The following is a 22315-nucleotide window of genomic DNA, read 5'->3' on the forward strand; positions in this document are numbered from 1 at the left end:
CGTGACTAACCCCTGATGCAGGACACACAGCGCGTAGCGGCGGGATCGAGGCGGAGTCGCCCTAAGACGATCTCGTCGCCGCAATCCTCGCAATAGCCGAATTCGCCTTCGTCAATCCGGGAGAGAGCAGCGCGCAGGCGGCTTGCTTCTATATCACGTCGTCCCTGGGTGGCCTTGGCCATGGCCTGATTTTGCAGGGCATCCATCCGCGACAGCCGCCCGACCGATTGCTGGTCTAGCGTGACCGTCTGCTGGCCCTCCTGACCCCTTTGGTTTTCCGCTTCGATCCCGTCCAAAAGCGTCTGGATCAGGCGGCGAAATTCCTCGACGATTGTATCATTCACGTTGCTCATCTCCGGCTTCACAGGTTTGCGTTTGGAAATCCTGCTGCATCTGGCGTAAACTGACCGCAGAAAAGGACGGATGCAAATGGCGGAACCACATGAGAGACTTGCTGAGCTTGACCCGGTTTGGGCGCAACTTGTCATAGAGGCCGAGCAGGCCGTGAAGGATGAACCCCTGTTGGGTGGGCTGGTGCATTCCAGCGTGCTCTATCACGGGACACTGGAGCGGGCGCTGTCATATCGGATTTCGATGAAGTTGGCCTCGGACGAGATGCCGGGGCAGTTGATTCGCGAGATATGTGATGATGCCTATGCCGCAGAACCGTCGCTGGGAGTGGATGCGCGCGCTGATATTGCTGCGGTATATGATCGCGACCCGGCATGCCACCGTTTCTTGCAGCCGCTGTTGTTCTTCAAGGGCTTTCAGGCCGTGCAGGCTTACCGCGTGGCGCATTGGCTATGGACCACTGGGCATAGGGACTTGGCCTATTTCTTTCAAATGCGGGTTTCAGAGATTTTCAGCATTGATATCCACCCGGCCGCGAAAGTGGGCAGAGGGATCATGATCGACCATGCCCATGCTATCGTGATCGGTGAGACCGCAGTTGTAGGCAATAACGTTTCGCTGCTGCATTCGGTCACGTTAGGCGGGACCGGCAAGGAAGATGAAGACCGTCATCCAAAGATCGGGAATGGCGTTCTGATCGGTGCCGGGGCCAAGGTTCTGGGCAACATCAAGGTGGGCAATTGCTCGCGCATCGCTGCTGGTTCTGTGGTTCTGACCGAGGTGCCGCCGTGCAAGACTGTAGCGGGCGTGCCTGCACGTATTGTCGGGGAAGCCGGGTGTTCGCAGCCGTCAGTGACGATGGATCAGATTCTCAAGAGCGGCGCGTAGGTTATTAGAATCGTTTATGAAGGCGGCGCCTGGGAATTCCGGCGCCGCCCTTTTCTTGTCTATTTGGTGAGGGCTTCAAGGATGCGCGCCCAGCTGCGTGTGCCCTTGTGGAAGCTTTCCATATCGTATTTTTCGTTTGGCGAATGGATCTGATCATCATCTTTGCCAAAGCCGATCAGCATCGCATCCATCCCAAGCAAGTCTTTGAAATAGCCAGCGATGGGAATTGATCCGCCGCAGCCGACATAGGCTGCGGGACTTGGCCATTCATCGCTGAGAGCCGCGCGTGCTTTCTCAAATGCCGGATCATCCACCGACATCTGCGACGCGGGCGAACCTTTTTCGGTGCGGTATTCTACGCTGAACCCTGAAGGCAGGTTGCTCTCTAGATAGCTGCGGAAGGTATTGCGGATCGCATCAGGGTCTTGTGTGCCGACGAGGCGGAAGCTCACCTTGGCGCTGGCTTTGCTTGGCAACACGGTCTTGAAGCCGTCGCCAGTGTAGCCGCCCCATATACCGTTTACGTCACAGGTCGGGCGCGACCAGATCTGCTCAAGCGGGGTGCGGTCTTGTTCGCCAGCAGGTTGTTCAAGCCCGACATCACCGAGAAAGGCGGCGTGATCGAAATTCAGCCCCTGCCATTGGGCGCGGATTTCGTCGGGCAGTTCGGGAACGCCGTCATAAAAACCATCAAGTGTCACAGCGCCGGTTTCGTCGTGCAGACCGGCGAGGATTTTCGTTAACACGCGAATCGGGTTCATCGCCAGACCGCCATACATGCCGGAATGCAGATCGCGGTCAGGGCCGGTGATAGTAAAATCTTCGCCGAGAAGGCCACGTAACATAGTTGTGATCGCCGGAACCGAGCTTTCAAACAATCCTGTGTCACAGATCAGCGCGATGTCGGCGGTCAACTCCTTGGCGTTTTCTTTCATGTAAGGAACGAGAGAGGGGGAGCCGGATTCCTCTTCGCCCTCAAAAAAGAAGGTGATCTTGCAAGGCAAAGTGCCGTGTTCGGCCTTCCAGGCGCGACAGGCCTCAACAAAGGTCATCAACTGGCCTTTGTCATCAGATGTGCCGCGACCACGGATCACCTTGCCAGCGTCGGTTTCTTCGACTGCGGGGTCGAATGGGTCACGGTCCCACAGTTCGAGCGGATCGACTGGCTGAACGTCGTAATGTCCATAAAACAAAAGGTGGGGGCCGGGTCCGTCGATATGACCTACGACCATCGGATGCCCCGGAGTGGCACGTTTTTCAGCATTGGCTCCAAGGCTTTGCAGATCAGCAACCAGCCAGTCGGCGGCGCGTTCGCATTCGGCTTTATACGCAGGGTCGGTTGAGATCGACGGGATGCGCAGGAACTCGATCAGGCGGTCTGTCGCGGCGGGCAGATCGCGATCAATTCTGTTCAGAACATCTGTGAGCGACATGAAGGTGCTCTCCGTTTATGGGGTGAGGTGAGATTTGTCGCGCCAAGAGTAACAGCCCGCCCGAGCGTGTCCAGAGCAACCCGCAGGGGGGATGGCGACAGATTTGTCAGCAAAGAGGAAACGCTTTCGTTGTATTGATCGAAGTCAAAGCATATCCAAGGCGACAAATTGTAACCTTACATCAAGAAATTCGGCTGGGTATACTGGTCGACAATGCGAACAGGGCCGCGGCCCGATCCGGCAGCATCCAAGACTTGGATACATCCTGCTGACCGGTGAAATTACGAAAAGGGGATGTCGCGTGGATTATATGGCGCAGCTGGACAAGGCACTGAATCGTCTGCACGAAGAAGGGCGGTACCGCACCTTTATCGATATCGAACGCAAGCAGGGGAATTTTCCGCACGCTACATGGTGCCGCCCTGATGGTACCGAACAGCCGATCACGGTTTGGTGCGGCAACGACTATCTCGGGATGGGGCAACACCCTGTCGTTCTGGCCGCGATGCATGAAGCAATTGATGCAACCGGTGCTGGCTCGGGTGGGACACGCAATATTTCTGGCACCACGGTCTATCATAAGGCGCTGGAAGCTGAGCTTGCCGATCTGCATGGCAAGGAAGCGGCGCTGGTCTTCACCTCGGCTTATATTGCCAATGACGCCACGCTTTCGACTTTGCCCAAGCTGTTTCCGGGACTGATTATCTATTCGGATGCTCTGAACCACGCTTCGATGATCGAAGGAGTGCGCCGCAATGGCGGTGCGAAGCGTGTCTTCCGTCACAATGATGTGGAACACCTGCGTGAGTTGCTGGCAGCGGATGATCCGGACGCGCCCAAGTTGATTGCATTTGAATCGGTTTATTCGATGGATGGCGATTTTGGACCGATCGAGGCGATTTGCGATTTGGCTGATGAATTTGGCGCACTGACCTATATCGACGAAGTGCATGCCGTGGGTATGTATGGTCCGCGCGGTGGTGGTGTAGCCGAGCGTGATCGGCTGATGCATCGGCTCGACATCATCAATGGCACATTGGCCAAAGCCTATGGCGTGATGGGCGGATATATCGCGTCGTCGGCAAAAATGTGTGATGCGGTAAGGTCATATGCACCGGGCTTCATCTTTTCGACTTCGCTTGCGCCGGCCATCGCGGCGGGGGCTACCGCCAGCGTCCGCCACCTGAAAACCGATCAAGCGTTGCGCGACAAGCATCAGGAACAGGCCAAAATCCTGAAAATGCGGCTCAAGGGGCTTGGATTGCCAATTATTGACCACGGGACGCACATCATTCCGGTGATCGTGGGTGATCCGGTTCACACCAAAAAGCTTTCGGACATGATGCTGGAACAGTTCGGGATTTATGTGCAACCGATCAACTATCCGACCGTTCCGCGCGGCACTGAACGTTTGCGCTTTACGCCGTCGCCGGTGCATGGACCAGACGAGATCGACAAGTTGGTTCGGGCAATGGATAATCTTTGGGCGCAATGTGCGCTGAATCGCGCCGAACTGAGCGCCTGATCCTTTGCCGCATATTCAATCGAACTTGTAATATGCTATGACTATGTCATGACAAAAAACGAGTCGCGCAGGGGACGCGCGCGATTCGGCTACGTGACTGGGGCAGAGATATGATCGGGCGCAAAACCAAGCGCAAACCCGAGACGGAAGACGTCGAACCCCGGTGGTTCGACGATTTTGATCTGCGTCTTGGCGATCTGATGCGGGGCGAACGGGCCACGATGGGTAAGTCCCTGCTCGATGTGCAGCGCGAGTTGAGGATCAAGGCAGCCTATATCGCAGCCATCGAAAATGCCGATCCAAGCGCCTTTGATACCCCTGGGTTTATCGCTGGATACGTGCGCTCTTACGCCCGCTATCTGAATATGGATCCTGATCGCGCGTTTGCCGCATTCTGTAAGGAGAGCGGATTTTCTACGGCGCATGGCATGTCTGCCGAGGCCTCGACCATCCGCAAGCCGCTAAAAGAGTTGAAGGGCAGTGGGCTGGGGCGGGTCCAGACGGATCCATTCAGCCGCTCGAATACCGGTTTTGCGCCTGTGGGTGACAGTTTCCTGTCGCGGGTTGAACCACGGGCCGTTGGCTCGCTCATTGTTCTGGGTGCGCTTGTGGCTGCGCTTGGTTTTGGTGGCTGGACCGTTCTGAACGAAGTGCAGCGCGTGCAGGTTTCGCCGGTCGATCACACACCCAGTGTGCTGGCCGAACTTGACCCATTGCAAGCAGCAGCGCCGACTCGTGATGTCACGCTTGGCAATACCACAGAGGCCGCTGGCGTCTTCGCACCGCCGACTGACACGATGGACCGGCTCTATCGTCCGCAAGCGCTTGATGTGCCGGTAATGGTTGCACGCGATGCGCCGATCTCTGCGCTTGATCCGGCGTCGATGGGAACTTTTGCCGAAAACGAGGCGAGCCGTCCTGCTACACCCACTATCGAAAGTCCGGTGACCACCACGCCCCAGGTTATTGCGGATAGGCCCGAGGGTGTCGTACTGTTCGCTGTGCGTCCGGCTTGGGTGCGTATTCGCGCGGTTGATGGCACGGTGATTTTCGAAGGCACGCTTGATGCCGGCGCTGAATATGCCATCGCGCCGGATGTTGAAGCGCCAACTTTGCAAGCTGGTATGTCTGGTTCGCTTTATGTTGAGGTCGATGGGGAACTTTTTGGCCCGATGGGGCAGGGCACCTCGACGGTGCGCAACCTGTCGATGGCGCGCAACGATTTGCTGGCCGCCTTTGAACCTGCTGATTTTTCTCAGGATCCGGAGTTGAGCAAGGTTATCTCGATGGCCGACGCGCAATCGCTTACCCAGCCGCAGGAATAGCCTCTCACTTCATGCATTGCAGGCATGTCGCCGGGTGGCTATCTAGCAAGGCGAAGCAAAGCACCCTTTCACAAATTCGGGACAATCGGCCATGTCGATCAACCACCTGCGCCCCTGGCGGACAATCGAACGGCGCAAAAGCCGCCAGATCCATGTCGGGTCGGTTCCGATTGGGGGCGATGCGCCCATCGCGGTGCAAACCATGACGAATACTCTGACGACGGATGTGGCCGCGACGGTTGCGCAGGTTCAGGCTGCTGCAGAAGCCGGTGCAGATCTGGTACGGATCTCGGTTCCTGATGAGGCCTCTTCAAAGGCATTGCGCGAGATTGTAGCGGAAAGCCCGGTGCCGATCATCGCCGATATCCATTTTCATTATCGCCGCGGGATTGAGGCCGCCGAGGCCGGAGCTGCCTGCCTGCGGATCAACCCCGGCAATATCGGCGATGAACAGCGTGTGCGCGAAGTCATCGCGGCGGCGCGCGATCATGGCTGCTCGATGCGGATCGGAGTTAATGCCGGAAGCCTTGAGAAACATCTGCTGGAAAAATATGGCGAGCCTTGCCCGGAAGCTATGGTTGAATCCGCCTTGGAGCATATCCGAATTTTGGAGGATCACGACTTTCACGAGTATAAGATCAGCGTGAAAGCCTCGGATGTGTTCATGTCCGCCGCAGCGTATCAGCAACTGGCCGAGGCGACCGATGCACCGATCCATCTTGGGATTACCGAAGCGGGCGGTCTGGTATCGGGCACGATCAAGAGCGCGATTGGTCTGGGCAATCTGTTGTGGATGGGGATTGGTGATACGCTCAGGGTGTCGCTATCGGCAGATGTGGTCGAGGAAGTGCGTGTCGGCTTTGAAATCCTGAAATCAATGGGTCTGCGGCATCGCGGTATCAACATCATTTCCTGCCCGTCCTGCGCACGTCAGGGGTTTGATGTGATCAAAACGGTGGAAGAGTTGGAAACCCGGCTGGCCCATATCCACACCCCGATGAGCCTTTCGATCATCGGCTGTGTGGTCAATGGACCGGGTGAGGCGCTGATGACAGACGTTGGCTTTACTGGTGGTGGCGCAGGTGCGGGGATGGTTTATCTCGCTGGCAAGCAGGACCATAAGCTCGACAATGAAAAGATGATTGATCACATTGTAAGCTTGGTGGAAAAGCGGGCGGCTGAGATTGAGGCGGCGAATGCTGTAGAAGCTGACGCCGCGGAATAGACTTTTTCTATTGGCCGGTTGCGCGGGTGAAATATTGATCGAGCACGGTGGCGGGCATCGCTCCACGTAACATCATGCGCGGCATGATATAGAACGGCAGGGTGTCGACACCCAAGTTCTCTTCAAGCTCAGGGTGTTGCGTCATATCTATCACGTAGACCCGCAGATCATGGAGCTTGGACAACTCCAACAACTCTTGCTCGGCTTTCAGACAGCCTTCGCATGCTGGTGAGGTGAGGAAGGCCACTTTCAACTGCGCCGTTTCAAGGCCGACCCCCGATAAGGCCTCCGCGAAGATCGTGGCGTGATGTCGGCGTATCAACGCTTGGTCAGAGGCTACTTCTGCCTCATAGCCTGCTGCAACTGTCGGCCCATCCGTATGCAGGAGTTCGGGCGTCGCAATCAAGACATCACGAATGACCCGACCGAGAATTTGCCGTTCGTCAGGACGTAAATTGAAAATATCGGTTTCAGCCCGCAATGGCCCAGCGAAAACCGCCCAGAAAGCGGTAATCGCCAAGACTTTCACACCGTTCATTTCACGCGGATCACTTCTGGCGAAGCTCTGCAACAATTGCCTGCATTCCGTCGAGCGGCAGGTAGCCGCGCAGCATTTGATCCTCGAGGACAAATGTAGGCGTGCCGTTGATCTTCATCCGGCGGCCAAGCGCGTGGTTTGCCGCAATGATCTCTTCAACCTCGGGAGACATCATTTGTTTGAGTATTTCATCGCCCTTGAGCCCGAGCGTCTCTGCCAGTCGTTCCAGCGCAGCATCGGTAGGTTGACCATTGAGCCTTATCAGGGCTTCGCTGGCGGCGTGATAGGCCTCATCTCCGGCCATTTGCCGCACGGCAATGGCAAAGCGCGCGGATGCCGTCGACGCTTCGCCGAGGATCGGAAAATCCTTGATGATCAAGCGGATATTGCCGTCTTCTTTCAATAGAGCTGCGACTTCATCATGGGCCTTGCGGCAATAGCCGCAGCGATAATCGACGAACTCGACCAACGTGATGTCACCTTGCGGATTGCCGCCGACCCAGGAGTTGGGGTCGTTGAACAGAGCGTCGGCATTGGCCTGCACCAGCGCGCTATCTTCACCGACCTGTTGCGCCGTTTCGCGCTGTTCGAGAACCGCGACGGCCTCCATGATCACTTCGGGGTTTTCCAGAAGATAGGCCCGGATTTCTGTACGTAACGCCGCGCGCTCACTGTCTGTCATGGAGTTCAAATCGAGGCTCAGAGCCGGGCTTGCAAGCGCCATGCAAAGGGCAAGGGCAGAGGTCAGGTGGTGTTTCATATTTTAGGCTCCATTTATTTGGCCAAAGCGACTTCGGTCGCAGAAAGCACATCCTGCGCCCTTTGCCAACCGGCCGACCCGCGCGGCAAAAGACCTACCGCGCGTTTGGCATGAATGCCGGCGTCTTTCAGCCGACCTTGGAAGGCATAGCGTTCTGCCGTAACGACAGAGGCCATGCCCGGTTGTTTCAATGTCGCGTAGGTCTGCCCCAGATCGCGCAGCACCCGGGCATCCTGCCCGTCGCGAGCGCGCGCTTTTTCCAACACCGGCAGCGCGGCCTTGGCATTGCCCGTAACCAGCAGGGCGTGGCCATAGCCACCCAGTATCTGCGCATTGCGCGGCGCCAGGTTGACCGCATTACGATAGGCTGTAATGGCCGCGCTGTTGTGGCGGCTTTCCAGAAGGATCTGACCATAAAGTTCATGGTAGAAAGGATCGCGAGGCTTTTGCTTCAAGAGCGCCTGCATCGTCGATACAGCTTTTGCGGTATTGCTGTTACGGTGATAGGCGACAGCGAGACGCATCAGGCGGATATCCTCCGAGGCGCTGTCAGCGGCGCGTTTTTGGGTCCATTTCGGGGCGCGCAGGAAGCTGGAAAGCTTGCCCTTGGCGCGCGAGAACCAGTAGTGAGCTGCGGTATCGTCTTTGGGTTGGTGGCCATAACTTTCGGCCAGCGCCTTTACGTGGCGCAACCGGTCGCGTGACATCGGGTGGCTGCGGGCATAGGGGTCTTGCCGTGCCGCCGAGACAAGTTCCTGCCCGTTGAAAAGTTCCATCACCCGAACCGCGCCTTGCGGATCGACACCGCTGCGCACCAGATAGCGTACCGCCGATTGATCGGCTGAAGCTTCTTCGGCCCGGGTATGAGACATGAAGACGCGATTGGCTGAGCTGGTGATGCCGATACCTAACGCCGCTGCGGCGTCGCTGCTGCCGCTTGCCGCGGCGGCTACGGCCAGGGCCAAACCGATCCCGACAATGTTTTTGGCAGAACGCGCATTCAAGGTTCTGCGCGCGATATGCCCATTGGCAATATGCGCCGCCTCGTGGGCGATCACGGCTTGTAGCTCTTGTGCGGTGCCAAGGCGCAGGATCATGCCCGAGTGGATGAAGATATGATTTGAATCAATCACGAAGGCGTTGAGATTGGAATCCTTCACCACAAGTATCTTGACCCGGGAGGGTGAAAGCCCTGCTGCTGTCAAAACCGGCTTTGCCAGTTCGCCGAGTGCATGTTCGATGTCCGGATCGCGCAGCAAGCTGACAGCGCGCGCGGGATTGGCAATCACCGAAACGAACGTCAGAAGAGCAAAGAAACTGATAAGCCGTTGCATTGGCGGCGGGTTCCTAGTGTAAAGCCGGTGTAACATTGATAGGGAGAAAACCATGCGAAACTCAAGACGCGGTGCGGTCGATCCCTTTATTGTGATGGATGTCATGGAAGCCGCGCGCCGGGCCGAGGCGGAGGGGCGCCACATCATTCATATGGAGGTGGGGCAACCCGGTACACCCGCACCAGCCGGGGCGCGCGCGGCTCTGGCGCGGGCGATGGAGCACGATTCTCTGGGGTATTCGGTGGCTTTGGGGCTGCCCGCGCTGCGCGCCCGGATTGCGCGACATTATCAGGAACGCTACGACGTCGATCTGACGCCCGAGAGAGTGATCGTCACCTCGGGGTCGTCGGGGGCCTTTCTTTTGGCTTTCACGGCGTTATTTGACACCGGTGACCGTGTCGGTATTGGCGCTCCGGGCTATCCGTCTTATCGGCAGATACTCAAGGCGCTCGATCTTGTCCCGATTGATATTTCGACCCGTCCGGAAAACCGGCTACAACCTGTCGCCGACGAGCTGAAAAGTCTTGATTTGCAGGGATTGATGGTCGCTTCTCCGGCCAATCCCTCAGGCACAATGCTGGATCGACCTGCACTGGAAGCTCTGATTTCCGCGAGCCGCGCAAGCGACATGGCGTTTATCAGTGACGAGATTTATCACGGGATCGAATATGAGGCCAAGGCTGTCAGTGCGTTGGAAATTACCGATGACACCTATGTGATCAATTCCTTTTCCAAGTATTTCTCGATGACTGGCTGGCGCGTCGGATGGATGGTAGTGCCCGAGGACCATGTGCGCGTAATTGAGCGGCTGGCGCAGAACATGTTCATATGCGCACCGCATGCGTCGCAGGTGGTGGCGCTGGCGGCGATGGATTGCGACGATGAATTGCAGGGCAATCTGGCCGTGTATCGAAAAAACCGCGCCTTGATGCTGGAAGGGTTGCCCAAAGCCGGGTTTGATCGGATCGCGCCACCTGACGGTGCTTTTTTCGTCTATGCCGATGTATCCCACCTGACGCAGGACAGCCGTGCCTTTGCCGCAGAAATCCTTGAAAAAGCGGGAGTGGCCGTTACACCCGGGCTTGATTTTGATCCCGAGCGCGGAAGCGGCACGCTTCGGTTTTCCTATGCGCGCGCGACCAAAGATATTGAAGAGGGGCTTTCACGCCTTCAGACATTCATGGCGACGCGTGGGTGATTTCCAAGCCATTGGCTTTGCGTTAGGGTTGCGAAAACAAACTTTAGGGCAGGATATGAGCAGACTGGCCGCAATCCTTATTTTTCTCGCTGTCTCTGTTATGGGGACATCTGTTGCGGCTCAGGAGTTCTCGGGCCTTGCGCGGGTTGAAGCCGGTGTCAGCAGGGTCACTGATACGCGTGGCGGTATTCGGATTGATATTGGCTTGTCTCAGGGGGTGCCGTATCGGGTTTATACTTTGCCCGATCCAGATCGCTTGGTCATGGATTTTCGCGAAGTTGATTGGACTGGCCTTGATCCTGCGGTGTTTGATCAGGCCCAAGCGGTGTCAGAGGTTCGGTTTGGCGGCTTGCGGCCCGGGTGGTCGCGGATGGTGATCGACCTGGGCAAACCAATGCTTGTGAACCTTGCCGAGCTGCGCACAGATGTCGAAACCGGTGCCGCGCAACTTTCAGTTACATTGAAAAACGCCACGCGGGAGGCTTTTGATGTTGCCCCGATTCCTGCCGACTTGGCCTCTTGGGGAATGCCGGGGGCATCGTCTGATAAACCCGTCAAACCCGTGCGCAATGGCCGACTGACCGTGTTGATTGATCCGGGCCATGGGGGAATCGATCCGGGTGCTGAACGCGACGGAGCGAACGAGAAAAACCTGATGTTGTTGTTCGCTTTCGATTTGCGCGATGCGCTTTTGCGGGTTGATGGGGTGGATGTTGTCTTGACGCGCGAAGATGATCGCTTCGTGTCTCTTGAGCGTCGTGTTGCCATTGCCCATCAGGAGGGCGCCGATGTCTTTTTGTCGTTGCACGCAGATGCCCTCTCGGAAGGGCACGCGCATGGTGCGGTGCTCTATACGCTGTCCGATGAAGCCAGCGACGAAGCCAGCGCGCTCTTGGCCGAGCGGCATAACCGTGCCGATCTTCTGGCCGGTGTCGATTTGACGGGCAGCGATGATGTGATTGCCGATGTACTTTTGGATCTTGCTCGAATGGAGACCCAGCCACGGACTGAGGCAATGGCGCGTTCTCTGGTCGAAGCGCTTGATAAAGCGGGCGTTCCACTTAATCGTCGCCCGTATCGCGCCGCAGCATTCTCGGTTTTGAAAGCAGCCGACATTCCTTCGGTTCTTCTGGAGATCGGATTCTTGTCGAGTGATCGCGATCTGGCCAATCTGTCTGACCCGATCTGGCGGCGCAAAGCGGCGGCAGGAATCCGCGATGGTTTGCAAGCATGGATGATTACAGATGACGCCGCACGCAGCCTGGTGCGGCAATGATATGAATGATCACTGGCGATAAGAGCGCAGAGGTGGCGAAAACCAGCCGTCACTTCATGAGGATGTGTTTTGACGCCACCGGCCATGATGCCTATATAGTTGACGTAAGCAGCAGGGGGCCTTTGTGCTGAGATTTTTCCTTTCCGCACTTGGCGGTCTTTTCAGTTTGGTGACACTGGGTTTGATGATGATCGCCGTGGTGTTGGGGGCTGTGTTCTGGGTGTATGGCCGGGGCCTTCCCAGCCATGCCAGTTTGGCGCAGTATACGCCGCCGACAATCAGCCGCATCTATTCGGCCGAAGGAAAGATCATTGACGAATTTGCGCGCGAACGTCGTCTCTTTGTACCAGCGTCAGATATCCCTGATCTGATCAAGCAGGCCTTTATCAGCGCAGAAGACAAGAACTTCTATACCCACAAGGGCTATGACACGCGCGGCATCCTGTCGGCTGCTTTTGAAGCGGTGAAATCGCGCGGACGCAACGTGCGCGGCGCTTCAACGATTACCCAACAGGTGATGAAGAACTTCCTGCTCTCGGGAGATCGGCGAATCGAGCGCAAGATTAAAGAGATTATTCTTGCCACGCGGCTTGAGGAATCTCTGAGCAAAGAAAAGATCCTCGAGCTTTACCTCAACGAGATTTTTCTTGGCCAGAACTCCTATGGCGTGGCCGCTGCTGCACAGACCTATTTCAACAAGACCCTGTCGGAGTTGGCCCCGCACGAGGCCGCGTTCCTCGCCTCCCTGCCCAAGGCTCCGTCGGATTTCCATCCGGTTCGCCGAAAGGATCGACTTCTGTCGCGACGCAATTTCGTTCTCAAGGAGATGAAGGAGAATGGATATCTGAGCGAAGCCGACTATCAGCAAGAAGTCGCGCAGCCGCTTCGTTCGGTCCAGAACGGCGATTTTGAAAACTACCGTGTCGCGCTTCCGCCGAGAGACTTTTTTACCGACGAAATTCGCCGCCAACTGAGCCGCGATTTTGGCGAGGAGGAATTCTTTTCGGGCGGGATGAGCGTGCGCGCGACTATCGACCCAGAGATGCAGGAGGAGGCCGCACAAGCACTGCAACGCCAGCTTGAGCTCTATGACCGCGGGCTTGGCCTGTGGCGCGGTAGCGGCAAGAAGATTCCGCCAGAACAACTCGGTAGTGAGGCAAGCTGGCGTGCCGCTCTTGCCGAAGTAAATATCGCGCGCGACGTCAAATTGGAAAACCGCTGGTATCCGGCTGTTGTGCTCGAAGTTGGCAAACAGGATGCGCGCATCGGGATTGAAGGGGTTGAGGAAGATGCCGAAGGCCACTGGATCCCTGCGAAAGATGTACAGTGGGCGCGCAAGCTTCTTGAAAACGGCAAGCGCGGCAAGAAGGCGCGCGTGGCTGGCGATCTGTTGGAGGTGGGCGATGTGGTGCATGTGCGCCGTATGACCGCCGACAACGATGGCAGTTTTATCCGATGGACGCTCCGGCAGGTGCCGCGCGTTCAGGGCGGTTTTATGGTGATGGACGTCAATTCGGGCCGCGTGATCGCGATGCAGGGCGGCTTTTCCTATCAGTATTCGGTGTTCAACCGCGCCACTCAGGCACGTCGCCAGCCAGGATCGTCTTTCAAGCCCTTCGTCTACGCCTCGGCGCTCGATAGTGGTTATACGCCGGCAACGATCATTGTTGACGCGCCGATCGAGATCAATACGCCGCAGGGAGTATGGCGCCCGAAGAACGCGTCGCATCAGTATTATGGCCCTACTCCGTTGCGCACCGGTATCGAGCGGTCACGTAACCTGATGACCATTCGTCTTGCTCAGGAAGTGGGTATGGACGTTGTTGCCGATTATGCCGAGCGTTTTGGCGTCTACGAACGGATGAGTCCGTTCTTGGCCAACGCACTGGGCTCGGAAGAGACCACCTTGTTCAAGATGGTGTCGGCCTATGCCATGTTCGCTAACGGCGGTGAGCGGGTCGAGCCGACGCTGGTCGACCGCGTTCAGGACCGCTATGGCAAGACCGTGTTCCGGCATGACAATCGCGAATGCCAAAATTGCGCAGACCCGACCATTCCGCGCAGCAAATCCCCGACGATTACGTCAAATCGCGAACGTGTCATGAATGCGGTGACTGCTTATCAGCTTACATCCATGATGCAAGGCGTGGTTGAACGTGGCACAGCTTCGCGACATGTCAACTTGCCGGTGCCTGTCGCTGGCAAGACCGGCACAACCAACGATGCCAAGGATGTGTGGTTCATTGGCTTCACTTCGAACATCGTGGCAGGTTGTTACATTGGCTATGATACGCCACGCAGCATGGGGCGCGGTGCATCCGGGGGCGGCATGTGCGGCCCGGTGTTCCAACAGTTCATGAGCAAGGCAATCAAGAAATACGGTGGCGGCAAGTTCCGTGCGCCCGCCGAGTGTGAATTTATCAAGATCGATCGATTTACAGGTGCGCGGCTGACGCCAGATGCCAGCGGACCGAGCGTTGTCTCTGAATGCTTCCGCGAAGGCGAAGAGCCTATTTTCGGCATCACTTTCGATGGTGGCTTTGCCATGGGATCGAACCTGCCGTTGTTCGAAGAAGCCGAATCTGCGGGACGGCAGGTCACGACATCGACCGGCAAGAAGGCGGTTGTCGGACCCAAGGCGAGCTTTGGCACACTCAGTTCAGGCGGGCTCTATTGATCAGCCGCCTTGCCGTGGACTTGCGGCTGGTTTATCACCCGATTTCAAGCCAATCTTGCGGGATATACAATGCGCGCCGAAACCCAGACCATCGTGGCCAATATCGAGAAATCGCTGCATTTGTTGCAGCAGCGCATGGATTGGGATACCGCCGAGCACCGGCTTGAGGAATTTAACGCGCGGGTGGAAGATCCAAACCTTTGGGACGATCCGCAAAAGGCGCAAAAGCTCATGCGTGACCGGCAGGCTTTGGTCGATGCGATGGAAGTCTATACCACCATCCGCCGTGATCTCGATGACAATGTCGAATTGATCGAGATGGGCGAAATGGAGGACGACGCCGAGATCGTTACCGAGGCGGAAGCGGCGCTGAAAAAGCTCGAAGCCAAAGCTGCTGCCAAGGAGCTTGAAGCGCTTTTGAACGGCGAGGCAGATGCCAACGACACCTTCCTGGAAATCAACTCCGGGGCAGGCGGTACGGAAAGCTGTGATTGGGCTTCCATGCTGGCGCGGATGTATGTGCGCTGGGCGGAAAAGAAGGGCTACAAAGTTGAGTTGCAATCGCAAACGCCCGGTGAAGAGGCCGGAATCAAATCGGTCGCCTACAAGATTTCCGGGCATAATGCCTATGGCTGGTTGAAATCCGAAAGCGGTGTGCACCGATTGGTGCGTATTTCGCCATTTGACAGCGCGGCCAAGCGTCATACGTCGTTCAGTTCGGTCTGGGTCTATCCGGTGGTTGACGACAATATCGAAATTGAGGTCAACCCGGCTGATATCCGGATTGATACATACCGCTCCTCGGGTGCCGGTGGTCAGCACGTTAACACCACCGACTCGGCGGTGCGCATCACGCATGCGCCGACAGGCATTGTCGTGACCAGTTCGGAAAAGTCCCAGCACCAGAACCGCGATATTGCCATGAAAGCTCTGAAATCGCGTCTCTATCAGCTTGAGCTTGACCGCCGCAGCGCCGATATCAACGCCGCCCATGAGGCCAAGGGTGATGCAGGCTGGGGCAATCAGATCCGCTCGTATGTGCTTCAGCCCTATCAGATGGTCAAAGACCTGAGGACCAGCGTTGAGACATCGGATACGCAGGGTGTTCTGGACGGTGATCTGGACAAATTCATGGCCGCAACGCTCGCCATGGATTTGAGCGGCAAGAGCCGCGGCGAGGCACAAGCAGACCTCTAGAGCGAACCGGTCTCCAAGGCTTGAACCCCAAGGCGAGCTTCAACTTGCGTCGTACCAACGCCCTCTGGAAAAGGAGCGTCACGCGTCTTTCGTGCCTTCGCGTACTCGCTAGGTTGTCTTTCTCTGATTGCATCACCGCTCGAACGTATTAACCTGACTGAAAACTGGGGGACAGATCGCGTGACCGATATCCTTGAGCTTGATGCGTTGGAGCAGGCGGCCCTACTTGAAAAGCGCGATATCAGCGCCGAAGAGTTGATGCGTTTGACGTTGAAACGAATTGCGGCTGTGAACGGCAAGGTGAACGCCATTGTCGCACTGCGTGACGAAGCCGAATTGTTCGCCGAGGCGCGCGCCGCCGACACTTCTCCTCGCAAGGGCTGGATGCATGGGCTGCCTCTGGCTGTGAAAGACCTGGCCAACGCCAAGGGTTTGCCCACGACTATGGGGTCGCCGATCTTTAAGGATCAGATTGCCGCTGATGATGATTTGATGGTCGCGCGTATGCGCGCGGCCGGAGCAATTATCATCGGCAAGACCAACACACCAGAATTTGGCCTTGGGTCACACACCTTCAATCCGGTGTATGGCACGACGCGCAACCCCTATGATACTACGCGCTCTGCCGGTGGTTCGTCAGGCGGCGCGGCTGCGGCTCTGGCGTGTCGAATGCTGCCCGTGGCAGATGGGTCTGACATGATGGGGTCACTGCGCAACCCTGCCGCCTGGAACAACATCTATGGGTTCAGGCCAAGCTGGGGGCGGGTGCCTTCAGAGCCGATTGGCGATAGCTTTCTGCATCAACTCGCGACGAATGGCCCGATGGGGCGAAGCCCACGCGACGTGGCGGCATTGCTTGATGTGCAATCTGGCCCTGACCCGCGCCAACCACACGGGTTTACCGTGACGCCTACGCTTCCCGAAATCGATAGACCTGTAGGTAAGATACGAATTGGGTGGCTTGGCAATTGGGGCGGCGCATACCCTATGGAAGCGGGCGTGTTGGAACATTGCGAAGCGGCTTTGCCCAAGCTGCGCGATATTGGCTTTGAGGTTGAGCCTGTAGCCCCCCCATTCGAGGCAGATCAGATATGGCAATCATGGACCACCTTGCGGTCTTGGGCCGTGGCGGGGGGGTCTGAGGCTCTGTATGAGAACCCGACAACCCGTGCACTTTTGAAAACAGAGGCGATCTGGGAAATCGAACGTGGACTCGGTTTAACCGCGATGGATGTTCACCGCGCCAGCGTTGTGCGGTCGCAATGGTTCAAACGAGCAGCAGAGCTTTTCGAGAGCTATGATGCGTTGCTTTTGCCGAGCACGCAGGTTTGGCCATTTCCCGCCGAATGGCGCTATCCCGAAGAGATTTCGGGGCAAGCGATGGATACCTATCACCGCTGGATGGAAGTGGTGATCCCGGTTGGGCTGATCGGGTTGCCATGTCTGAACATTCCCATGGGCTTTGGCGCAAACGGGCTACCCGCCGGTTTGCAGCTTTTTGGCGCGCGCGGATGCGATGCCAAACTACTTCAAATCGGCCAGGTGTGGCATGACGCAACGAAGTTTCCCGAGCGCCGCCCCGCAATCTTGCCGAACGCTTGATTTGTTAAGGAAAAAACAGTCTCTTTTTCGCGATACATGTGTGATCGGGGAGAAGACATGCACGAACCCTTAGAACTTGGCGTGCCAGAGTTTCGCGCAGTCGAAATGAAGATGCTGAGAGACGCGTTGCGGCGAGGCTGGTCCGACATGAAACGCGCGCCTGGTTATGGTTTCATTTTCACCAGCGCCTACGTTGTCATCGGTTTGTTGCTTCTGGTTGTGACCTGGGTCACCGGTCAAACCTATTGGCTGGTGTTTGCGGCTGTCGGTTTCCCTCTGGTTGGTCCGTTTGCGGCGGTGGGTCTCTACGAGGTGTCGCGCCGGATCGAGCAGGGCCAGCCATTGGACTCAGACAAGGTTTTCGGGGTCGTGCTACAGCAAAGTCGACGTCAGCTCCCTTCGATCTGTGCCATCGTCATCATGATATTCCTGTTCTGGTTTTTTCTGGCACATATGATTTTCGCCTTGTTTCTGGGGCTATCCACCATGACGAATGTGTCCAGTTCGTTTGAAGTCTATCAGTCGAGCAGTGGGCTGACGATGTTGGCGGTGGGATCTGTCGTGGGCGCGGCGTTTGCACTTTTGCTATACACGATTACGGTGATATCCATGCCTTTGCTGCTCGATCGCGAGGTTGATTTCGTAACTGCAATGATAATCAGCTTTCAGACGGTATCAGGCAATCCTGGGCCGATGCTGGCATGGGCATTGCTTATTGCGGTGTTGACCTTTGTAGCGCTTGTTCCGGCTTTTCTGGGACTCTATCTCGTATTGCCACTGCTGGGGCATGCCAGTTGGCATCTTTACGATCAGATTGCGATCCGGGAAGAGGTGTCAGGCCCCCTCACTTGAAGGGGACATCCAGATTTAACAGTTTGGCGTGAAATGGGTGCAGGTCTTCGCGCCGCTTCATCCCGCCATGACGCGCGGTGTGATAAATCGCAGCTCTGTTTGACTGGATATGCTCGTACACCATGCGCGCGGCGCGCCGCCCACTGTGACTTTCGCGAACCGTACGGGTGGCATAGCCTTCCCAGAAGTTGTTTTCATACGAAGAAACACGCGACAGAAAATTGAATGAACATGTGAGTGCCTGGTGGCGGGCTATCAATGCGGCGATACCTTGTTCCTGTCGCAGGATTACACCGCGAAATTCGCGGCTGGCGGCCTCACTGGTCAGCCCTTGTTGATGCATCGCCTCGCGCGGTTCGTAGCCGCGAATGAACGAATGCCCGTCCTTGCGGAAAACATAGACCAACCCGACGACAAAGAGCGCGTTGTCAACGAAGCTGGGGCGGCTGAACCGGTAAAACCCTGATGGAAATTCATCTTCCTTGATCGTGATTGACCCATTTCCCAGAAATTCTGCAATTTCCGGGTGATTGAAAAGATCGTCTCTCACAGGCTGAATGCTGTTGACCGGTTCCAGTAGGATTCGTGCGTCGACACCAAAGAATTGGCAGATACGATGCAGAACATCCGGTCTGGGGAAGCTTTCCCCAGACAAGTAGCGGTTGAACTGTGTTCGATTGATTCCCAACTGGCGGCATAATCCCGCGATAGAAGTGTATTTGAGCGCGAGTTGACGCAAATTGGCGCCAAAAATGCCTCTTAATTCGGCGGGGTCAATTTTTGTTGCCGCTGTTTCCAAGGAGTTCTGCACACGTAATTTCCCTCTTTGGCCCGAATTTTACCTATTCCCGGTCTATTGGGCGATTCCTTCCTCTGTATTATCAGTGCTTTGTCGCGGATGTGACGCAATTATGCGCCACAAGTGACGCCAATAGGCGTCAGTCAGCTTAATCATTGTCACAATCATGAGCGCTCGCGACACGTAATTGGGAATGTCCCTTAGGCTTTGTTTTTCGTCAAATTTGTGGGGCAAGGGGAACTCTCGCTTGGGGATAGAGTATTGGGGATCAAAATGTATGGAGTTGTGCTTTGGAGCGACCAGGTGGACCGGAAAGCCGTGATCTGGTGTGAAGATCATGGTGATCTTGCGTTCTACAGTGGTCAAGAACAGAGTGTTTTTGATGGACCGCAATTGGACGCTGGGGATTTTGTGCAATTTCAGCTCAGCGAAAGTCAGGATGTGCGGGTCGCTCTGGAACCGCAATTGGTTGCGGAAAAACAATACCATGGCCTGGCTGAAAGTCTGAAGGGTGGCAGCAAGAATGTGCCGCGCCCAACGGGCCGTGACATGGCGCAACGCAATGATAGCGACGACAATATCATCGCATTCGCGCCGCGCCAGGAGAAGGCGAGGCTGGCATCCTGATCCAAACGCTTTGGCCCGAGGGCGGCTCAGTGGCCGCGTGAAAGCGCAGCAACGCCGGTACGGGCAACCTCCAAAAGGCCGAGAGGGCGCATTAGATCGGCGAATGCGTCGATTTTCTCAGGCGTGCCTGTGATCTCGAATACGAAGCTCTCCAACGTGCTGTCGACAACGTTGGCGCGAAAGATGTCAGCCAACCGAAGGGCTTCTACCCTTTTGTCGCCATCGCCGATGACCTTCAGAAGAGCCAGTTCCCGTTCAACCGCAGCACCCTCAACCGTCAGATCATGCACTTCGTGCACCGGGATGATGCGCCCCAACTGGGCCTTGATCTGCTCGATCACCTGCGGCGTGCCGCTGGTTACGACGGTGATTCGGCTGGTATGGCCGGTATGGTCCACCTCGGCCACAGTGAGGCTTTCGATGTTATAGCCGCGCCCGGAGAAAAGTCCGATAACGCGGGCCAATACGCCGGGTTCGTTGTCGACGACCACGGCTAGAGTGTGTCTTTCCGTAACGTCGCTGAACGTCGGGCGTAGATTGTAGGCCGAATGCTTGTTCGCGCCTTTTTTGATTTTTAGAGGAGACATGTGAACAATTCCTTTCGCACGCGTTCCGGCATCACACCAGAACGGCCCCGCTTGAGCCGATCGCATCTTTGGTGGAGGCTTCGCCCAGCAACATCTTGTTGTGCGGCTGTCCGCTCGGGATCATCGGGAAGCAGTTTTCATGCTTCTCGACGCGGCAATCAACAATCACTGGCCCATCATAGGCAATCATTTCCTTGATGGCAGCGTCCAGATCATCGGGATGATCGACCCGGATACCCTTGCAACCGAAGGCTTCAGCCAGCTTTACGAAATCGGGCAGAGCTTCGGACCAGCTATGAGAGTAGCGCTCGCCATGCAACAGTTCCTGCCATTGGCGCACCATTCCAAGCCGTTCATTGTTCAGGATAAATTGCTTGACGGGCAGGCGGTACTGCACTGCGGTGCCCATTTCCTGCATGTTCATCAGCCAACTTGCTTCGCCCGCGACATTGATCACCAATGACTCGGGATGGGCCACCTGCACGCCGACGGATGAGGGCAGGCCATAGCCCATAGTGCCAAGGCCGCCCGACGTCATCCAGCGGTTGGGATCGTTGAAGGTGAGGAACTGGGCGGCCCACATCTGGTGCTGGCCCACTTCAGTGCAAACATAACGATCCATGTCGCGCGTCAGCGCTTCGAGTCGCGCCAGCGCATGCTGTGGCCTGATCGTTTTTTCTGAAGTTTTGAACTTCAGGCAATCCACACCGCGCCATTCATTGATCTTGGACCACCAGGATTTCACCGCTTCCTTCTCGGTCTTGCGGCCGCGGGATTTCCAGACTTTCAGAATGTCTTCAAGCACATGGCCCACATCGCCGACAATCGGGATATCGACACGGATCACCTTGTTGATGGACGATGGGTCGATGTCGATATGGGCCTTGGCGGAATCCGGGCTGAATGCGCTGATCAAGCCGGTGATCCGGTCATCGAAACGCGCACCGATATTGATCATCAGATCGCAATCGTGCATCGCCATGTTGGCCTCGTAAAGCCCGTGCATGCCAAGCATGCCCAGCCAGTTCTTGCCGTTGCCCGGATAGGCACCCAGACCCATCAGGGTCGAGGTGATCGGGAAATTTGTGCCTTCGACCAACTCGCGCAGGAGCTGGCTTGCGGCGGGGCCGGAATTGATCACGCCGCCGCCGGTGTAAAACACGGGTTTCTTGGCTTTTTCAATGGCTTCGACCAGTTCGGTGATCTCGTCCATGTCGCCTTTGACTTGCGGCTGGTAGTGCGAAAGCTTGACCTTTTGAATTGGTGTGTAGGTGGCCGAAGCGAATTGAACGTCCTTGGGAATATCCACCAGAACCGGGCCGGGGCGGCCGGTGGTGGCGACGTGGAAAGCCTCGTGAATGGTGGCTGAAAGGGCGGAAGTTTCCTTGACGAGCCAGTTGTGCTTGGTGCAGGCGCGGGTGATGCCCACGGTGTCGGCCTCCTGAAAGGCATCGGTGCCGATCATGAAGGTCGGAACCTGGCCGGAAAGAACCACCAGAGGTATTGAATCCAACAACGCATCCGTAATGCCAGTGACGGCATTTGTTGCGCCAGGACCAGAGGTTACGAGGACGACGCCGGGTTTTCCGGTGCTGCGCGCATAGCCTTCGGCGGCGTGGACGGCGCCTTGTTCGTGGCGCACGAGGATGTGGCGGATATCGTTTTGAAGGAAAATCTCATCGTAGATCGGAAGAACAGCGCCGCCGGGGTATCCGAATACGACTTCCACGCCCTGATCCCTGAGGGCCTGAACCAACATCTTCGCTCCGGTCATCTGACGTGTCATCTTGTTTGCTCCGTTCAACGCCTTGTTTATACACATAAAAAAGCCCCCGGAATTTCGGGGGCGCATGGGGGGGAAGTAAGGTTCCGTTACCGGCCCATGCGCGACTTTTCTAGAATTACGACGACTGCGTTCATCGAGAAATACCTCTTTTACGTGGCCGGACCTTAGGTTGGTGAAAACGGGGCGTCAACCGCAAAGAGATCAGAAAAACATGTCGCAAACCGGATTTTCTGCGACATTTTGTTGCGCCAGGCCGCCAGTGTCGCGCATGAAACGCAAATCAAGTGCGTTTTTCAGGCGCGTCGGGCCGGGTTTGAAAACCGGAATCCGGCCAA

The 22315-nt window shown here is 56.6% G+C and carries 19 protein-coding genes; 11 read left to right on the plus strand and 8 right to left on the minus strand.

The window, feature by feature from the left end; all coding sequences use genetic code 11:
- Positions 1 to 5 precede the first annotated feature (5 nt).
- Entirely contained in the window at positions 6 to 344 is a 339-nt protein-coding gene (locus LZG00_19280) for a TraR/DksA C4-type zinc finger protein (GenBank protein ID MCF3596131.1), read from the minus strand.
- 85 nt (positions 345 to 429) lie between these two features.
- On the opposite strand from LZG00_19280, the gene cysE reads away from it, so the two are divergent.
- A complete protein-coding gene (gene cysE / locus LZG00_19285; GenBank protein ID MCF3596132.1) occupies positions 430 to 1239 on the plus strand; it encodes a serine O-acetyltransferase in 810 nt (269 codons plus the stop codon).
- 59 nt (positions 1240 to 1298) lie between these two features.
- On the opposite strand, the gene LZG00_19290 is transcribed toward cysE, so the two are convergent.
- Entirely contained in the window at positions 1299 to 2672 is a 1374-nt protein-coding gene (locus LZG00_19290) for a M20/M25/M40 family metallo-hydrolase (protein MCF3596133.1), read from the minus strand.
- A 301-nt stretch (positions 2673 to 2973) separates the two neighbouring features.
- On the opposite strand from LZG00_19290, the gene hemA reads away from it, so the two are divergent.
- The 3 genes from hemA (at position 2974) to ispG (ending at position 6747) form a co-directional block, all read left to right on the plus strand.
- Complete coding sequence (gene hemA / locus LZG00_19295) at positions 2974 to 4197, plus strand: 5-aminolevulinate synthase (GenBank protein ID MCF3596134.1); 1224 nt, start codon at positions 2974 to 2976, stop codon at positions 4195 to 4197.
- Positions 4198 to 4307: 110 nt separating this feature from the next.
- Positions 4308 to 5522, plus strand: a complete 1215-nt coding sequence (locus tag LZG00_19300; protein MCF3596135.1) for a DUF4115 domain-containing protein — start codon at positions 4308 to 4310, stop codon at positions 5520 to 5522.
- 91 nt (positions 5523 to 5613) lie between these two features.
- Positions 5614 to 6747, plus strand: coding sequence for a flavodoxin-dependent (E)-4-hydroxy-3-methylbut-2-enyl-diphosphate synthase (ispG, locus tag LZG00_19305; GenBank protein ID MCF3596136.1), 1134 nt, complete (start codon positions 5614 to 5616; stop codon positions 6745 to 6747).
- Between the two features lie 7 nt (positions 6748 to 6754).
- Here the strand turns inward: ispG and LZG00_19310 are convergent, their stop codons facing one another.
- From LZG00_19310 to LZG00_19320, 3 genes are read right to left on the minus strand one after another with little or no spacing between them, the layout of a single operon-like run.
- Positions 6755 to 7285, minus strand: a complete 531-nt coding sequence (locus tag LZG00_19310; GenBank protein ID MCF3596137.1) for a hypothetical protein — start codon at positions 7283 to 7285, stop codon at positions 6755 to 6757.
- A 10-nt stretch (positions 7286 to 7295) separates the two neighbouring features.
- A complete protein-coding gene (locus LZG00_19315) occupies positions 7296 to 8045 on the minus strand; it encodes a DsbA family protein (GenBank protein ID MCF3596138.1) in 750 nt (249 codons plus the stop codon).
- A 14-nt stretch (positions 8046 to 8059) separates the two neighbouring features.
- On the minus strand, positions 8060 to 9379 hold the full coding sequence (locus LZG00_19320; protein MCF3596139.1) for a M48 family metalloprotease: 1320 nt from the start codon (positions 9377 to 9379) through the stop codon (positions 8060 to 8062).
- 52 nt (positions 9380 to 9431) lie between these two features.
- Between LZG00_19320 and LZG00_19325 the strand changes: the two genes are divergently transcribed.
- The 6 genes from LZG00_19325 (at position 9432) to LZG00_19350 (ending at position 18181) form a co-directional block, all read left to right on the plus strand.
- A complete protein-coding gene (locus LZG00_19325) occupies positions 9432 to 10577 on the plus strand; it encodes an aminotransferase class I/II-fold pyridoxal phosphate-dependent enzyme (GenBank protein MCF3596140.1) in 1146 nt (381 codons plus the stop codon).
- 55 nt (positions 10578 to 10632) lie between these two features.
- Positions 10633 to 11853: an N-acetylmuramoyl-L-alanine amidase gene (locus tag LZG00_19330; GenBank protein ID MCF3596141.1), complete on the plus strand. Its 1221-nt coding sequence runs from the start codon at positions 10633 to 10635 to the stop codon at positions 11851 to 11853.
- A 124-nt stretch (positions 11854 to 11977) separates the two neighbouring features.
- Entirely contained in the window at positions 11978 to 14530 is a 2553-nt protein-coding gene (locus tag LZG00_19335) for a PBP1A family penicillin-binding protein (GenBank protein ID MCF3596142.1), read from the plus strand.
- Between the two features lie 69 nt (positions 14531 to 14599).
- Positions 14600 to 15727 (plus strand): peptide chain release factor 2, encoded by a 1128-nt coding sequence (prfB, locus tag LZG00_19340; protein ID MCF3596143.1) that lies wholly within the window; start codon positions 14600 to 14602, stop codon positions 15725 to 15727.
- Between the two features lie 180 nt (positions 15728 to 15907).
- On the plus strand, positions 15908 to 17329 hold the full coding sequence (locus LZG00_19345) for an amidase (protein ID MCF3596144.1): 1422 nt from the start codon (positions 15908 to 15910) through the stop codon (positions 17327 to 17329).
- Positions 17330 to 17386: 57 nt separating this feature from the next.
- Positions 17387 to 18181 carry a DUF2189 domain-containing protein gene (locus tag LZG00_19350; protein ID MCF3596145.1) on the plus strand — a complete coding sequence of 265 codons (795 nt, stop codon included), beginning with the start codon at positions 17387 to 17389 and terminating at the stop codon, positions 18179 to 18181.
- On the opposite strand, the gene LZG00_19355 is transcribed toward LZG00_19350, so the two are convergent.
- Positions 18174 to 18980, minus strand: a complete 807-nt coding sequence (locus LZG00_19355) for a helix-turn-helix domain-containing protein (protein ID MCF3596146.1) — start codon at positions 18978 to 18980, stop codon at positions 18174 to 18176. The two genes, LZG00_19350 and LZG00_19355, sit on opposite strands and share 8 nt — an antisense overlap.
- Before the next feature lie 207 nt (positions 18981 to 19187).
- Here LZG00_19355 and LZG00_19360 point away from each other — a divergent pair, with 207 nt between their 5' ends.
- On the plus strand, positions 19188 to 19607 hold the full coding sequence (locus LZG00_19360; protein MCF3596147.1) for a hypothetical protein: 420 nt from the start codon (positions 19188 to 19190) through the stop codon (positions 19605 to 19607).
- 26 nt (positions 19608 to 19633) lie between these two features.
- Here LZG00_19360 and ilvN read toward each other — a convergent pair whose 3' ends face one another.
- A complete protein-coding gene (ilvN, locus tag LZG00_19365) occupies positions 19634 to 20194 on the minus strand; it encodes an acetolactate synthase small subunit (protein ID MCF3596148.1) in 561 nt (186 codons plus the stop codon).
- Positions 20195 to 20225: 31 nt separating this feature from the next.
- Positions 20226 to 21980 carry an acetolactate synthase 3 large subunit gene (locus LZG00_19370; GenBank protein MCF3596149.1) on the minus strand — a complete coding sequence of 585 codons (1755 nt, stop codon included), beginning with the start codon at positions 21978 to 21980 and terminating at the stop codon, positions 20226 to 20228.
- Positions 21981 to 22315: the final 335 nt, after the last annotated feature.

The sequence above is a fragment of the Rhodobacteraceae bacterium LMO-JJ12 genome (assembly GCA_021555075.1).
In the GTDB taxonomy this organism is placed as follows: domain Bacteria; phylum Pseudomonadota; class Alphaproteobacteria; order Rhodobacterales; family Rhodobacteraceae; genus JAKGBX01.